We start from the raw sequence: 14,123 nt of genomic DNA, 5'->3' as shown, positions 1-14,123 counted from the left end.
TATGGCTACCACTTCGCTTGACCTGGCCAAGGTGCGCAACATCGGCATCATGGCTCACATCGACGCGGGCAAGACGACCACCACCGAGCGCATCCTGTTCTACACCGGTGTGTCTTACAAGATCGGTGAAGTCCACGACGGCGCTGCCACGATGGACTGGATGGAGCAGGAGCAGGAGCGCGGCATCACGATCACGTCCGCCGCGACGACCTGCCACTGGCCGCTCGAGGACGTCGACCACACCATCAACATCATCGACACCCCGGGTCACGTTGACTTCACCGTCGAGGTGGAGCGTTCGCTCCGCGTCCTCGACGGCGCCGTCACCGTGTTCGACGGTGTCGCCGGTGTGGAGCCGCAGTCCGAGACCGTTTGGCGTCAGGCGGACCGCTACGGCGTCCCGCGCATCTGCTTCGTCAACAAGCTCGACCGTACCGGCGCCGAGTTCCACCGCTGCGTCGACATGATCAAGGACCGCCTCGGTGCGGTTCCGATCGTGATGCAGCTCCCCATCGGTGCCGAGGCCGACTTCCAGGGTGTCGTCGACCTCGTCACGATGAAGGCGTTCGTCTGGTCCGCCGAGGCGACCAAGGGCGAGATGTACGACATCGTCGACATCCCGGCCACGCACACCGAGGCTGCTGAAGAGTGGCGCGGCAAGCTGGTCGAGACCGTCGCCGAGAACGACGACGAGATCATGGAGCTGTTCCTGGAGGGCAACGAGCCCTCCGTCGAGCAGCTGCACGCCGCCGTCCGTCGCATCATCCTCGGCTCCGGCAAGGGCAAGGGCGAGCCCACGATCACCGCGGTGTTCTGTGGCACGGCGTTCAAGAACAAGGGCGTTCAGCCCCTGCTCGACGCCGTCGTCCGCTACCTGCCGTCGCCGCTGGACATCGAGGCCATCGAGGGCCACGACGTCCGCGACGCCGAGGTGGTCGTGAAGCGCAAGCCGTCCGACGAGGAGCCCCTCGCGGCGCTGGCGTTCAAGATCATGAGCGACCCGCACCTCGGCAAGCTCACCTTCGTCCGGGTTTACTCGGGCCGCCTGGAGGCCGGCACCTCGGTGCTGAACTCCGTCAAGGGCAAGAAGGAGCGCATCGGCAAGATCTACCGCATGCACGCCAACAAGCGTGAAGAGATCGACGCGGTGGGCGCCGGTGACATCGTCGCCGTCATGGGCCTGAAGCAGACCACCACCGGTGAGACGCTGTGTGACGACAAGCAGCCCGTGATCCTGGAGTCCATGGACTTCCCGGCTCCGGTCATCCAGGTCGCCATCGAGCCCAAGTCCAAGGGTGACCAGGAGAAGCTGGGTGTCGCCATCCAGCGCCTGGCGGAGGAGGACCCCTCCTTCCACGTTCACTCGGACGAGGAGACCGGCCAGACCATCCTCGGCGGTATGGGCGAGCTGCACCTTGAGGTGCTGGTCGACCGTATGAAGCGCGAGTTCAAGGTCGAGGCCAACGTCGGCAAGCCGCAGGTCGCGTACCGCGAGACGATCCGCGGGACCGTCGAGCGTCACGACTACACCCACAAGAAGCAGACCGGTGGTACCGGTCAGTTCGCCAAGGTGCAGATCGCGATCGAGCCGATCACGGACGCCGATGGTCCGGCGTACGAGTTCGTGAACAAGGTCACCGGTGGCCGCGTGCCGAAGGAGTACATCCCTTCGGTCGACGCCGGTGCGCAGGAGGCCATGCAGTTCGGCATCCTGGCCGGCTACGAGATGACGGGCGTTCGCGTCACGCTTCTCGACGGTGGCTACCACGAGGTCGACTCCTCCGAGCTCGCGTTCAAGATCGCCGGTTCGCAGGCCTTCAAGGAGGCCGCGCGCAAGGCGTCCCCCGTGCTCATGGAGCCGATGATGGCCGTAGAGGTCACCACGCCCGAGGACTACATGGGTGACGTGATCGGCGACATCAACTCCCGCCGTGGCCAGATCCAGGCCATGGAGGAGCGTCACGGCGCTCGCGTCGTGAAGGGCCTCGTGCCGCTTTCGGAGATGTTCGGCTACGTCGGCGACCTCCGCAGCAAGACCTCGGGTCGCGCCAGCTACTCGATGCAGTTCGACTCCTACGCCGAGGTTCCCCGGAACGTCGCCGAGGAGATCATCGCGAAGGCCAAGGGCGAGTAACTCTTCCGAGTACACGCTTTAGGCTTGTCACCGGCAGCCTCTGGGGCAACAGGAGTCATTCCCGTTGCCCCGGGGACCGGCCGGCTTTCCAGCAAAGATCACCTGGCGCCGATCTGTAAGGCGTACAGAACCACTCTCCAGGAGGACCCCCGTGGCGAAGGCGAAGTTCGAGCGGACTAAGCCGCACGTCAACATCGGCACCATCGGTCACATTGACCACGGTAAGACGACCCTCACGGCCGCCATTACCAAGGTGCTGCACGACGCGTACCCGGACCTGAACGAGGCCTCGGCCTTCGACCAGATCGACAAGGCTCCTGAGGAGCGCCAGCGCGGTATCACCATCTCCATCGCGCACGTCGAGTACCAGACCGAGGCGCGTCACTACGCCCACGTCGACTGCCCGGGTCACGCGGACTACATCAAGAACATGATCACCGGTGCCGCGCAGATGGACGGCGCGATCCTCGTGGTCGCCGCCACCGACGGCCCGATGCCGCAGACCAAGGAGCACGTGCTCCTGGCCCGCCAGGTCGGCGTCCCCTACATCGTCGTCGCCCTGAACAAGGCCGACATGGTGGACGACGAGGAGATCCTGGAGCTCGTCGAGCTCGAGGTCCGTGAGCTGCTCTCCGAGTACGAGTTCCCGGGCGACGACCTGCCGGTCGTCCGCGTCTCCGCGCTGAAGGCCCTTGAGGGCGACAAGGAGTGGGGCGAGAAGCTCCTCGGCCTCATGTCCGCCGTCGACGAGGCCATCCCGACCCCGCCGCGTGACACCGAGAAGCCGTTCCTCATGCCCGTCGAGGACGTCTTCACGATCACCGGTCGCGGTACGGTCGTCACCGGCCGTATCGAGCGTGGTGTCCTGAAGGTCAACGAGACCGTCGACATCATCGGTATCAAGGAGACCAAGACCACCACCACGGTCACCGGTATCGAGATGTTCCGCAAGCTGCTCGACGAGGGCCAGGCGGGCGAGAACGTCGGTCTGCTCCTCCGTGGCATCAAGCGCGAGGACGTCGAGCGCGGCCAGGTCATCATCAAGCCCGGTTCGGTCACGCCGCACACCGAGTTCGAGGCCCAGGCCTACATCCTGTCGAAGGACGAGGGTGGCCGTCACACCCCGTTCTTCAACAACTACCGCCCGCAGTTCTACTTCCGTACCACGGACGTCACGGGTGTCGTCACCCTGCCGGCCGGCACGGAGATGGTCATGCCGGGCGACAACACCGAGATGACGGTCGCGCTGATCCAGCCGGTCGCCATGGAGGAGGGCCTGAAGTTCGCCATCCGTGAGGGTGGTCGTACGGTCGGCGCCGGCCAGGTCATCAAGATCACGAAGTAATTCGTGCTCTGACCTGGTAGCTCGCGCGAGCGGGCACCATGTTTGACGGGAGGGCCCCTTCCCCACTGCCTCGGCGGCGGGGGAGGGGCCCTTCGTCGTACGGCTCGCGGCTCGCGACTCGCGCCTTACGGCGACGGACCACGGCGTACGGGTCACGGCCCACGGCCTACGGCCTACGAGAGAGGGCCGCACCCCCGATCACGGGGTGCGGCCCTCTCTCGTGCCCTGCGCTGGAGCCGTCAGCCGGTCACGCGCAGGGACTCGGTGAACTCCTTGCACGCGGCGTAGTCCGGCAGCAGGCCCGACTCGATCGCCTCGGCCAGCGTCGGCGCGGCCTCGTCGCGGGCGGACAGCAGCGGCACGTCGGCCGGCCACTCGATGCCCAGGTCCGCGTCGAGCGGATGAACCGAGTGCTCGCCGGTCGGGTTGTACGTCTCCGAGCAGAGGTACGAAAGCGTGGCGTCGTCGCTCAGCGCGCAGAACCCGTGGCCCAGGCCCTCGGGGATGTAGACCGCGCGGCGGTCCACGTCGTCGAGGCGGACACCCTCCCAGCGGCCGAAGGTCGGGGAGCCGACCCGCAGGTCCACGATCACGTCGAGCACGGCGCCGCGCACGCAGGTCACGTACTTGGCCTGGCCGCGCGGCACGTCGGCGAAGTGGATGCCGCGGACCACGCCGCGCGAGGACACCGAGAGGTTCGCCTGCGCCAGGTTCAGCGGGTGCCCGACGACCTCGGACAGCTTGTCGAAGCGGTACCACTCGGTGAACAGGCCGCGCGGGTCGCCGTGCAGCTGCGGGGTGATCTCGTAGGCGCCCTCTATCGAGAGCTGACGGAACTTCACCGGGAGGACTCCTCTTCGAGCAGGGCGATCAGGTAGTCGCCGTAACCGCTCTTGAGCAGCGGCTGGGCCAGTTCGCGCAGCTGCGCGGAGTCGATCAGGCCGGCCCGCCAGGCCGCCTCCTCGATGCAGCCGATCTTGAAGCCCTGGCGCTCCTCGATCACGCGGACGAACTCCGAGGCCTGGACCATGGAGACGAAGGTCCCGGTGTCCAGCCAGGCGGTGCCGCGGTCGAGGATGGTGACATTCAGCTCACCGGCCTGGAGGTACGCGTCGTTGACCGCGGTGATCTCCAGTTCGCCGCGCGCGCTGGGCTTCAGGTTGCGGGCTATCTCGACGACGCGGTTGTCGTAGAAGTACAGACCCGGCACCGCGTAGCGGGACTTGGGCTTGACCGGCTTCTCCTCGATGGAGATGGCCTGGCCGTTCTCGTCGAACTCGACCACGCCGTACGCGGTCGGGTCGGCGACCGGGTACGCGAAGACCCGGCCGCCCTTGGAGTCGGTGTGCTCCGCCAGGCGCGTGCCGAGGCCGCTGCCGTGGAAGATGTTGTCGCCGAGGATCAGGGCGACGGACTCGTCCCCGATGAAGTCGGCGCCGAGCACGAACGCCTGGGCGATGCCCTCGGGGCGCTCCTGGACCGCGTACTCCAGCCGGATGCCGAACTGGGAGCCGTCGCCGAGCAGTCGCTCGAACTGCGCACGGTCCTCCGGCGTGGTGATGACGAGAATCTCACTGATTCCGGCCATGACCAGGGTGGAGAGCGGGTAGTAGATCATCGGCTTGTCGAAGACGGGGAGCAGCTGCTTCGAGACTGCCCGGGTCAGCGGCCAGAGTCGGGATCCGGTGCCACCGGCCAAGAGAATTCCACGCATGGGCACAACCCTATGCGAGAGCGCCGGGGGCGCCGCGGTGCGGCCCCGGTGGGCGGTGTACGAGCGGCTAGACTCTTCGTATTATGCGCATCCTCGTGACCGGCGGCGCCGGCTTCATCGGTTCAGAGTTCGTCCGCCAGCAGCTCGGTGCAGACGCATCGGCCCAGATCACGGTCTTCGACAAGCTGACCTACTCGGGCGTCGAGGCCAACCTCGCCCCGGTCGCCGACCACCCCGGTTACAAGTTCGTCAAGGGCGACATCTGCGACCCCGAGGCCGTCGACCAGGTGATGCCCGGCCACGACGTGGTGGTGCACTTCGCCGCCGAGTCGCACGTGGACCGCTCGATCGCCGGTGCCGGCCCGTTCGTGATGACCAACGTCGTGGGCACGCAGGTGCTGCTGGACGCCGCCCGCAAGCACGGCGTCGGCCGCTTCGTCCACATCTCCACCGACGAGGTGTACGGCTCGATCAGCGAGGGCTCCTGGACCGAGGAGTGGCCGCTGGTGCCGAACTCCCCGTACTCCGCCTCCAAGGCCTCCTCCGACCTGCTGGCCCTGGCCTACGCCCGGACGCACGGCATGGACGTCGTGGTCACGCGCTGCTCCAACAACTACGGGCACTACCAGTTCCCGGAGAAGGTCATCCCGCTGTTCGTCTCGAACCTGATGGACGGCAAGAAGGTCCCGCTGTACGGCAACGGCGGCAACGTGCGCGACTGGCTGCACGTCTCCGACCACTGCCGCGGCATCGACCTGGCCATGCGCAAGGGCCGGGCCGGCGAGGTCTACAACATCGGCGGCGGCACCGAGCTCACCAACAAGGAGCTCACCGGCGTGCTGCTCGAAGCGGCCGGGCTCGGCTGGGAGATGGTCGAGCAGGTCGAGGACCGCAAGGGCCACGACCTCCGCTACTCCATCGACATCAGCAAGATCGGCGCGGAGCTCGGCTACGCCCCGCAGGTCACCTTCGAGGACGGCATCAAGGCCACCATCGAGTGGTACCGCGAGAACCGTGCCTGGTGGGAGCCGCTGAAGGTGAAGGCGGCCCTGCAGAAGTGAAGACCAACCCGCCGGCCGGACGCTGGCTCGTCACCGGCGCCGCCGGGATGCTCGGCCAGGACGTCCTGACCGTCCTGAAGGCCGCCGGCATCGACGCCGTCGGCCTGCGCCGCTCCGATCTCGACATCACCGACCCGGCCGCCGTCCGCGCGGCGGTCGAGGGCGCCACCGTGGTCGTGAACTGCGCCGCCTGGACGGACGTGGACGGCGCGGAGACGGCCGAGGAGGCCGCCACCGCCGTCAACGGCACGGGCGTACGCGTCCTCGCCGAGGCCTGCGCCGCCGCCCGCGTGCGCCTGCTGCACGTCTCCACCGACTACGTGCTCCCCGGCGACGCCGCCGAGCCGTACCGCGAGGACGCCGAGACCGGACCGCTCAACGCGTACGGGCGCTCCAAGCTGCTCGGCGAGCAGGCCGTCGCCGAACTGCTGCCGCAGGACGGCTACATCGTCCGGACCGCCTGGCTGTACGGCGAGCACGGGCCGAACTTCGTCGCCACCATGCTCAAGCTGGCCGCCCAGCGCGACACCCTCGACGTCGTCGACGACCAGCACGGCCAGCCCACCTGGTCCCACGCGCTGGCCCGCCACCTGGTCGAGCTCGGCCTGGCCGCGCTGAAGGGCCAGGCCACGGGCGGCGTCTACCACGGCACCGCGAGCGGCCGGACCACCTGGATGGGGCTGGCCCGCGAGACGTACCGGCTGAGCGGGCTGGACCCGGAGCGGATCCGGCCGACCACCTCCGCCGCGTTCGTCCGCCCGGCCGCCCGCCCCGCGTTCAGCGTGCTCGCGCACGAGCGCTGGGCCGACGCGGGCCTCGCCCCGCTCGCCGACTGGCGCGAGCAGCTCGCCGAGGCGCTGGCCGCCCCCGCCTTCACCGCGCTGGCCGACGCCGCCGGGAACCGCGGCACGAACGGCAGTACGGGATGAAGTCCCTGCTGAGCAGGCTCACCGCGGCGCTGCCGCCGGGCACCGTCGCGGTGGCCGGCGGCACTGTCGTGCTCGGTGCGGCCTCGTACGTCCACCTGGGCGTGGCCGGCCACAGCCTGTCCACGGACGCCATGGCGAACGTCTCGGTGCTGTGGACGATCGTGATGGCGCTCGGCCTCGGCATCTTCTTCCCCATCGAGCAGGAGCTCACCCGGATCGTCGCCGCCCGCGTGGTGCACGGCCAGGGCGCGGCCCCCGTTCTGCGCCGGGCCACGCTGCTGACCTCCGGCATCCTCGGCGCGACCCTGCTCGTCCTCGCCCTCGGCGCGGGCCCGATCGCGGACCTGCTGTTCCGCGGGGACCGCGGCCTGGTCGCGGCCCTCGGCGGGGCGTTCACCGGCATGGCCGTCTGCTACCTGACCCGCGGAGTCCTGGCCGGCCTCGGCCGGTTCGGCGCGTACGGGACGCAGCTGGCCGTCGACGGCGGGCTGCGCATCGCCCTCGCCTTCGGCTGCGCGGTGGCCGGTCTGCACTCGGCGCTCGCCTTCAGCCTGGTCCTGGCCGTCGCGCCGATCGCCGCGACGCTGGTCACCCTGCCGCCGCTGCTGCGCGCCGTGGAGCCGGGCGAGGAGATCGCCTGGCGCGAACTGACCGCCGGACTCGGCCTGCTGATCTGCTCGACGCTGCTGTCCCAGGTCGTCGTCAACGCCGCGGTGATGAGCACCAAGCTGCTCGCCCCCACCGACAGCGTGCTGATCGCGGCACTGCTGAACGCACTGGTCCTGGCCCGGGTGCCGCTGTTCGTCTTCGGCTCGCTGCAGGCCTCCCTGCTCGGCGGGCTCACCGCCGCCTATACCGCCGGCGACCGGGCGGCGTTCTCCGCGATGCTGCGCCGCATCGGAGTGGTGGTCGGGCTGCTGGGACTGCTCGGAGGCGTGCCCGCGACCGTCCTCGGCCCGTGGCTCATCAAGGTGCTGTTCGACGCCGGACCCGTACTGGGCTGCCTCGACTTCTTCCTTTTGTCCGCCGGCACCGTGGCGTACATGTTCGCGATGGTCCTCGGCCAGGCGCTGATGGTATTCAAGCGGCACAACCTGCAATTGCTCTGCTGGGCCGCCGGCACCGTCGTCCTGATCGGTGTCACCTTCGCACCGGGCGAAGTGGCCCTGCGCGTCATCCTGGCCTACGCTCTCGGCTCCCTCGCCACCGTGCTCGGTATGCTGGCGGTGCTGAGGCTGAGGTTCCCCGGAGCGGATCCGGGCGCGACCGAAGGACCGGGGCACAAGGTCGCCGCAAGCCAACTGAGCGCCGGAGCGGTGGGGGAGTGACCATGCCGCCTGCCGACGTCCCACCGATCACCGAGCACGCGCACGTGCCACATTCCGCTGGAGCTACCGTGTCCCAATACGACGATGTCTGGCTGGTCATCCCGGCCTATAACGAGGGCCAGGTGATCGCCGATGTGGTCGAGGGAGCGCGCAAGACCTTCCCGAACATAGTCGTCGTCGACGACGGCAGTTCCGACAACTCGGCCGAGCACATCGCGACGACCGGCGCGCACCTGGTGCGCCACCCCGTCAACCTCGGCCAGGGCGCCGCCCTCCAGACCGGCCTCAAGTACGCCCTCTCCCAGCCCGGTGCCCGCTACTTCGCGACCTTCGACGCGGACGGCCAGCACCAGACGCACGACGTCGAGAAGATGGTCCAGGTGCTGCGCGACGACGTGGCCGACGTGGTGCTCGGCTCGCGCTTCATCGAGCAGAACGGCCAAGTGCCGTGGATCAAGCGCGTCGTGCTGCGCACGGCCGCGACGGTCAGCCCGACCGCCCGCAAGCTGAAGCTCACCGACTCGCACAACGGCCTGCGCGTGCTCAGCCGCAAGGCCGCCGAGCAGCTGAACATCACCATGAACGGCATGGCGCACGCGTCCGAGATCGTCGGTTACCTGGCCGGTTCCGGCCTGCGCGTCACCGAGGTCCCCGTGGACATCCTCTACACCGAGTACTCGCGCGCCAAGGGCCAGTCCCTGATCAACGGCGTCAACATCATCTTTGACATCACGATGCGGGAGCGAAGCCGCTGATGAAGTACTTCTGGATCCAGCTGCTGCTCATCGCGGGCTCGGTGTCGATGGCCCTCATGTTCATACGGACGTGGGGCCAGGCGAAGAACCGTGCCTGGAAGCGCATCGCGTTCTCCGTGTTCGTCGTCGTCAACGTGTACGCCGTGCTCCGCCCCACGGACGTCACGTGGGTGGCGCACCAGCTCGGCGTCGGCCGCGGCACCGACCTCGTGCTGTACGTCATGGTGCTGGCGATGGGCTTCCTGACCCTCAACACCTTCCTCCGCTTCCGCTCGTTGGAGAAGAAGCTCACCGACCTGGCCCGGACCGTGGCCCTGGCCGAGGGCGCACGGCACAACGACGCACGCCTGGGCGGGGCCCCCGCCGCCGTCGTCACCGAGGCCGCCGCCGTTGCCGAGGCCGAGCCGAAGCCCGAGCCCGTCGACTCCGACACCGTGAAGGCCTGACGTCCCGTGGTGACCTTCGACTTCATGCTCCCCTACTACGGGGACGTGCAGCTGATGCAGGACGCCGTCCGCAGCGTCCTCGCCCAGACGGACCCCGACTTCCGCCTCGTCGTCATCGACGACGGCAAGGAGCCGGACGTCCCGGGCTGGTTCGAGGCCCTCGGCGACGAGCGGGTCCACTACACCCGCAACGAGCAGAACCTCGGCATCACCAAGAACTTCCAGAAGTGCGTACGGCTCTCCGAGGCCGACCACGTCGTCATCATGGGCTGCGACGACCTGCTGCACCCGCACTACCTGGAGACCGTCCGCGGCCTCATAGCCGACCACCCGGGCATCGGCATGGTCCAGCCCGGCGTCGAGGTGATCGACGGATCCGGGCAGGTCGCGTACGGGCTCGCCGACCAGACGAAGCGGCGGCTGTACGCACCGCAGGTCAAGGGCCGCCGCCTGATGGGCGGCGAGGAGCTCGCCACCAGCGTGCTGCGCGGGAACTGGCTGTACTTCCCGTCCATCTGCTGGCGCGGCGAGGCCCTGCGCGGGGTCAACTTCCGCGACGAGTACTCGGTGATCCAGGACCTGGCCCTGGTGGTCGACCTCCTCGAACTCGGCGAGCAGATGCTGATCGACGAGTCCACGACGGTGTTCCGGTACCGCCGCCACGCGGTCAGCGAGTCCTCGGTACAGGCCTTCTCCGGAACCCGCTTCACCGAGGCCGAGCGGTACTTCTCCGCCGTGGCCGACCGGATGGACGCCCGGGGCTGGCCCAAGGCCGCGCGCGCGGCCCGCTTCCACAGCGCCTCCCGCTTCCACGCCATCACGATGCTCCCCGGCGCTCTGCTCCGCGGGCACCGGGAGGGCGTCCGCACCCTCGCCAAGCACGCATTCACCGCCGGTCAGCGCGCCGACTGACACCCGCGACGGAATTGGACTGAGATGACACACCTGGCCCCCGAGGTCGTCGGAACCTCCGGCACGGCTCACAGCCGGACCGGTGCCGGGACCCCGGACGCCGGACCGGTCTCCTCCCCTTCAGCGGCCCGCCGCCCCTGGACGTCCCGGCGCCGCGTGCTCGCCGTCGCCGAGGGCGTCGTGAGCCTCACGGCCGCCCTCGGCTACATGCTGCTGAGCCGTCGCATCGAGGTGAACCCGATCGTGCGCCTGGGCCAGGTCAGCGGCCTCGCCACGCTCCAGATGTACGCCGCGGTCATCGGGCTGCCACTGCTCGGACTGCTGCTCTACACCGCCCACCGGGGCCCGGCCCGGCGCCACCAGCTGGTCAAGCGCCTGGTCTGCGCCGCCCTGGCCGGGCTGGCCACCGGCGTGATCGCCGGCGGAGTCGTCGTCGCCCTGCACGGCACGCCCCACCCGCTGGGCGGCCAGGAGGGCGACCCGGGCGTCCTGATCGACATGGCCAACTCGTTCCTCCACCACGAGGGGATGTCGGGCATCTACCCGCCCGCCTTCCCGGCCCTGATGGCCCTCTGGGCGAAGATCCGCTACAACGGCCGCGGCGAGACCGGCTTCGCCCTGCACGACCTCCAGATCTTCTTCACCGCGGTCGCCGGCCCGATGGCCTACCTGGCCTGGCGGATACTGCTGCGGCCCTTCTGGGCGCTGCTGATCGCGGTTCCGGCCGCGGTGCTCTTCCTCGACCCGATCCGCCCGTACAGCCACATCGTCATGATCGTGCTGCTGCCGCTGCTCGGTTACTGGCTGCGCGAGATGCGCCTGGCCGGCCGGCGCGCCACGCGGCACCTGCTGCTGCGCGGCCTCGTCCTCGGCGTGTCCTTCGGCGGGCTGTTCCTCTGGTACTCCGGCTGGTACATCTGGGCCGCGCCGGGCGCGCTGGTGGCCGCGCTGTTCTTCTTCCCGTGGCGCCAGGGCGCGGCGACGGCCAAGAAGGCGGGCCTCTACATAGGGGTCACGCTGCTGTCCGCCGGCATCGTCGGCGCCCCCCTGATCTACCAGATGGCCCGGCTGGGCTCGGAGAACCCCGACCGCTACGCCTTCCTCGCCGTGTACGCCGACCCCGGGTACGTCCTCGGCTGGGTCTCGGACCGGTCGGGGACGCTGACGTACCAGACCTGGCCGGTGGCCGGGGAGATGGCGGGCCAGAGCGGGTTCGCCCTGCTGCTGCTGTTCGGGGTGGGCCTGGGCCTCGGCCTCGGCCTGCGCAACATCATGGTGCGCACCGCGGCGGCGGTCCTGGCAGGCGCCTGGCTCGCCCGGTTCTGGTTCGCCGGGCACATGGCCCAAGACAAGGCCATCCAGCTGTACCCGCGCACCACGTGGATCATCATGTACTGCCTGATGATCCTGGCCGTGCTCGGCATGATGGCCGTGGTCGACCGGGGCTCCGGGTGGATCGAGCGCATGCTGCGCCCGAGGAGCGCCGGGGCCGGTACGGCTTCGGACTCCGCTTCCGGGGCCGCGCCCGCCCGGGTCATCCCGCTGCGGGTGGTCCGCCAGCTCGCTGCCGGGATGGTGTGCGTGGTCGCCCTGTTCGCGGCCATGGGCGCGTCCTGGTCGGTCAACCGCTACATGCCCTCGTCCGACGTCGACTCGATGGGCATCGACGCGTACCGCGCCCACGTCATCAAGCAGCGGGACGGCAGCTGCCCGCGCTTCTCGCCCCGCGAGAACTGCTGGGACATCGAGAAGAACGACTGGAAGCCGGGCCCCATCCAGGACTTCATCTGGTGCGCCGGCATCGTGGCCGACGACTGGCCCGCCGTCTGCGGGATGGAGGCGCCCAAGCGCGTGCGCTCGCGGGCGGACATCGAGCGCGACGCGGAGGCCGAGCGGCAGGCCCGCAAGGACGCGGCCCAGACCGACAAGGGCGCACAGAAGAGGTGACGGCGCGGCGGCCCGGCAGCCCCGGGCCGCCGTCCCGGGCATTCCTCTGACGGCCCCGGCCGTACCACTGTCAGAACCGACCAGTAGCATCCGCTCCGACAGCCGTATCGCACGCGCGCACGAACCACAGGGGTGGGGCTACGGGCGCGTAGCAGAGACGTTTCGGCGGGCCCCCAGGACATGGTCCTGGGGGCCCGCCTTTTCAGGGGTGGGACATGGGAACCAACAACAACGACGACGGCCCGGCGCTCTCCGACGAGGAGTGGGCCCGCTTCATGGAGCAGGCCCAGGCCGGCGCGGGCCAGGCCCCGCAGGAGCCCTCCGCCCGGGCGCGCATGGTCGCCGCCCGGCTGCGCGCCGAGTCAGCGGAGCCGGCCGGCTGGCGCACCGGTCCGGCCTGGCAGGAGATGCAGGGGCGGGGGAGGGGCAAGCGGCGGCTCAAGGCCGCGGGGGCGGTCGTCTTCATCGCGGCCCTCGCGCTGATCGCCGTACGCCCGGAACTGGTCATCGACCGGCTCACCGGGAAGGCCGAGCGGGACGACAGGGCCCGTGAGCCGCTGCCCGCCGAGACCGCCCGGCCCAGCGCCCCGCCCTCGGCCCTCGACCCGGACCGGCCGACGCTCAAGGAGCCCTTCAACGGCTCCCCGGCCCTCCAGTGGGCCGACGGGGCGGCCGGGATCGAGCTCCCCGAGGCCCAGGCCGTCGGCGGGATGAGCAAGGAGCAGGTCGCCGACGCGCTGGAGAAGGCCAAGCAGTTCCTGGTCTCGGCCAACCTGGACCCGGCGACCCTGCGCGGGGAGCGGCCGGCGGCGGCACTGGAGCTGCTCGACCCGAAGCTGAAGGACGCCCTGAGCCGCGTGGAGGGCTCACTGACGGCCCCGACGAAGGAGAACGACCCGCTGCACCTGTTCAGCCGGGTCAAGCCGGCCGAGCTGAAGCCCGCGGGCGACGTGGTCAAGGTCCGCGGCCGGATGTGGGTGGAGCCCGGCAAGGAGGGCGGCCAGGTCAACGTGCTGGCCGACTACACCTTCGTCTACCCGTTCGTGAAGGCGAAGCAGGGCGCCGAGCAGGTGGAGCGCTCCATCGTGCGCCGCGAGATCACCTTCTCCATCGCCGACCCGCGCAAGTGGCAGGCCACCCCCGGCAGGCTCTGGCTGGAGAAGACGAACGTCGACCTCGCCAACACCGCCTGCGACGTCAACGACGGATTCCTGCACCCCGTCTTCGACGAGGACCGACAGGCCGGTCCGGCCCCCTCCGGGACGCCCGTGGACCCGTACGACCGGAGCAAGGGGATCGACTCCGGCGACCGGGAGGGCTGCGGAAGCCTCTCGCGGACCTGAGGCCCGTGGGACGGCCCGGGCGGACCCCAAGGGGGGCCCGGGCCGTTCCGCCGCGCGGCGCGGTTTGACCACTCACCGGGGAGGGGTATTCTCTTCGGCCCGATTGGCGCAGTACGTGTCTTGTATGGCAGACTACTCAAGTTGCTCGGCTGAGTGCCGATGCTGCGCGCCTCCCGCCGGGAGGACCGGAAGCGAGTCCCACAGTACTC

The 14,123-nt window shown here is 69.7% G+C and carries 12 protein-coding genes; 10 read left to right on the top strand and 2 right to left on the bottom strand.

The window, feature by feature from the left end; genetic code table 11:
* Window position 1 precedes the first annotated feature (1 nt).
* Both fusA and tuf read left to right on the top strand, forming a co-directional pair.
* Window positions 2–2,134: an elongation factor G gene (gene fusA / locus ACIBAD_RS08230; RefSeq protein ID WP_030154676.1), complete on the top strand. Its 2,133-nt coding sequence runs from the start codon at window positions 2–4 to the stop codon at window positions 2,132–2,134.
* Window positions 2,135–2,285: 151 nt separating this feature from the next.
* Window positions 2,286–3,479 carry an elongation factor Tu gene (tuf, locus tag ACIBAD_RS08225; protein ID WP_053687966.1) on the top strand — a complete coding sequence of 398 codons (1,194 nt, stop codon included), beginning with the start codon at window positions 2,286–2,288 and terminating at the stop codon, window positions 3,477–3,479.
* A gap of 239 nt (window positions 3,480–3,718) precedes the next feature.
* On the opposite strand, the gene rfbC is transcribed toward tuf, so the two are convergent.
* Complete coding sequence (rfbC, locus tag ACIBAD_RS08220; protein WP_030873558.1) at window positions 3,719–4,321, bottom strand: dTDP-4-dehydrorhamnose 3,5-epimerase; 603 nt, start codon at window positions 4,319–4,321, stop codon at window positions 3,719–3,721.
* Window positions 4,318–5,193: a glucose-1-phosphate thymidylyltransferase RfbA gene (gene rfbA, locus ACIBAD_RS08215; RefSeq protein ID WP_134072033.1), complete on the bottom strand. Its 876-nt coding sequence runs from the start codon at window positions 5,191–5,193 to the stop codon at window positions 4,318–4,320. The genes rfbC and rfbA overlap by 4 nt, the downstream gene beginning before the upstream one ends.
* 83 nt (window positions 5,194–5,276) lie before the next feature.
* Here rfbA and rfbB point away from each other — a divergent pair, with 83 nt between their 5' ends.
* The 8 genes from rfbB to ACIBAD_RS08175 all read left to right on the top strand — a co-directional run bounded on the left by rfbB (window position 5,277) and on the right by ACIBAD_RS08175 (window position 13,914).
* Window positions 5,277–6,254, top strand: a complete 978-nt coding sequence (gene rfbB / locus ACIBAD_RS08210; RefSeq protein WP_134072031.1) for a dTDP-glucose 4,6-dehydratase — start codon at window positions 5,277–5,279, stop codon at window positions 6,252–6,254.
* A complete protein-coding gene (rfbD, locus tag ACIBAD_RS08205) occupies window positions 6,251–7,183 on the top strand; it encodes a dTDP-4-dehydrorhamnose reductase (protein WP_398905299.1) in 933 nt (310 codons plus the stop codon). Before rfbB ends, rfbD begins: the two co-directional genes overlap by 4 nt.
* Complete coding sequence (locus ACIBAD_RS08200; protein WP_208328997.1) at window positions 7,180–8,511, top strand: hypothetical protein; 1,332 nt, start codon at window positions 7,180–7,182, stop codon at window positions 8,509–8,511. Before rfbD ends, ACIBAD_RS08200 begins: the two co-directional genes overlap by 4 nt.
* A gap of 68 nt (window positions 8,512–8,579) precedes the next feature.
* Window positions 8,580–9,266, top strand: a complete 687-nt coding sequence (locus tag ACIBAD_RS08195) for a glycosyltransferase family 2 protein (protein ID WP_208328996.1) — start codon at window positions 8,580–8,582, stop codon at window positions 9,264–9,266.
* Window positions 9,266–9,712, top strand: coding sequence for a DUF2304 domain-containing protein (locus ACIBAD_RS08190; RefSeq protein WP_134072027.1), 447 nt, complete (start codon window positions 9,266–9,268; stop codon window positions 9,710–9,712). Before ACIBAD_RS08195 ends, ACIBAD_RS08190 begins: the two co-directional genes overlap by 1 nt.
* A 9-nt stretch (window positions 9,713–9,721) precedes the next feature.
* Window positions 9,722–10,624, top strand: a complete 903-nt coding sequence (locus ACIBAD_RS08185) for a glycosyltransferase family 2 protein (RefSeq protein ID WP_166682053.1) — start codon at window positions 9,722–9,724, stop codon at window positions 10,622–10,624.
* 24 nt (window positions 10,625–10,648) lie between these two features.
* Entirely contained in the window at window positions 10,649–12,571 is a 1,923-nt protein-coding gene (locus tag ACIBAD_RS08180) for a hypothetical protein (RefSeq protein ID WP_398905295.1), read from the top strand.
* 215 nt (window positions 12,572–12,786) lie between these two features.
* The gene (locus ACIBAD_RS08175) at window positions 12,787–13,914 is read left to right on the top strand and encodes a hypothetical protein (protein WP_134072021.1); all 1,128 of its coding nucleotides are present in this window, start codon (window positions 12,787–12,789) and stop codon (window positions 13,912–13,914) included.
* Window positions 13,915–14,123 lie beyond the last annotated feature (209 nt).

Origin of the sequence: Streptomyces sp. NPDC051109 (assembly GCF_044455885.1) — a bacterium.
Lineage (GTDB): Bacteria > Actinomycetota > Actinomycetes > Streptomycetales > Streptomycetaceae > Streptomyces.
This window is presented reverse-complemented; position numbering and strand designations above follow the sequence as displayed.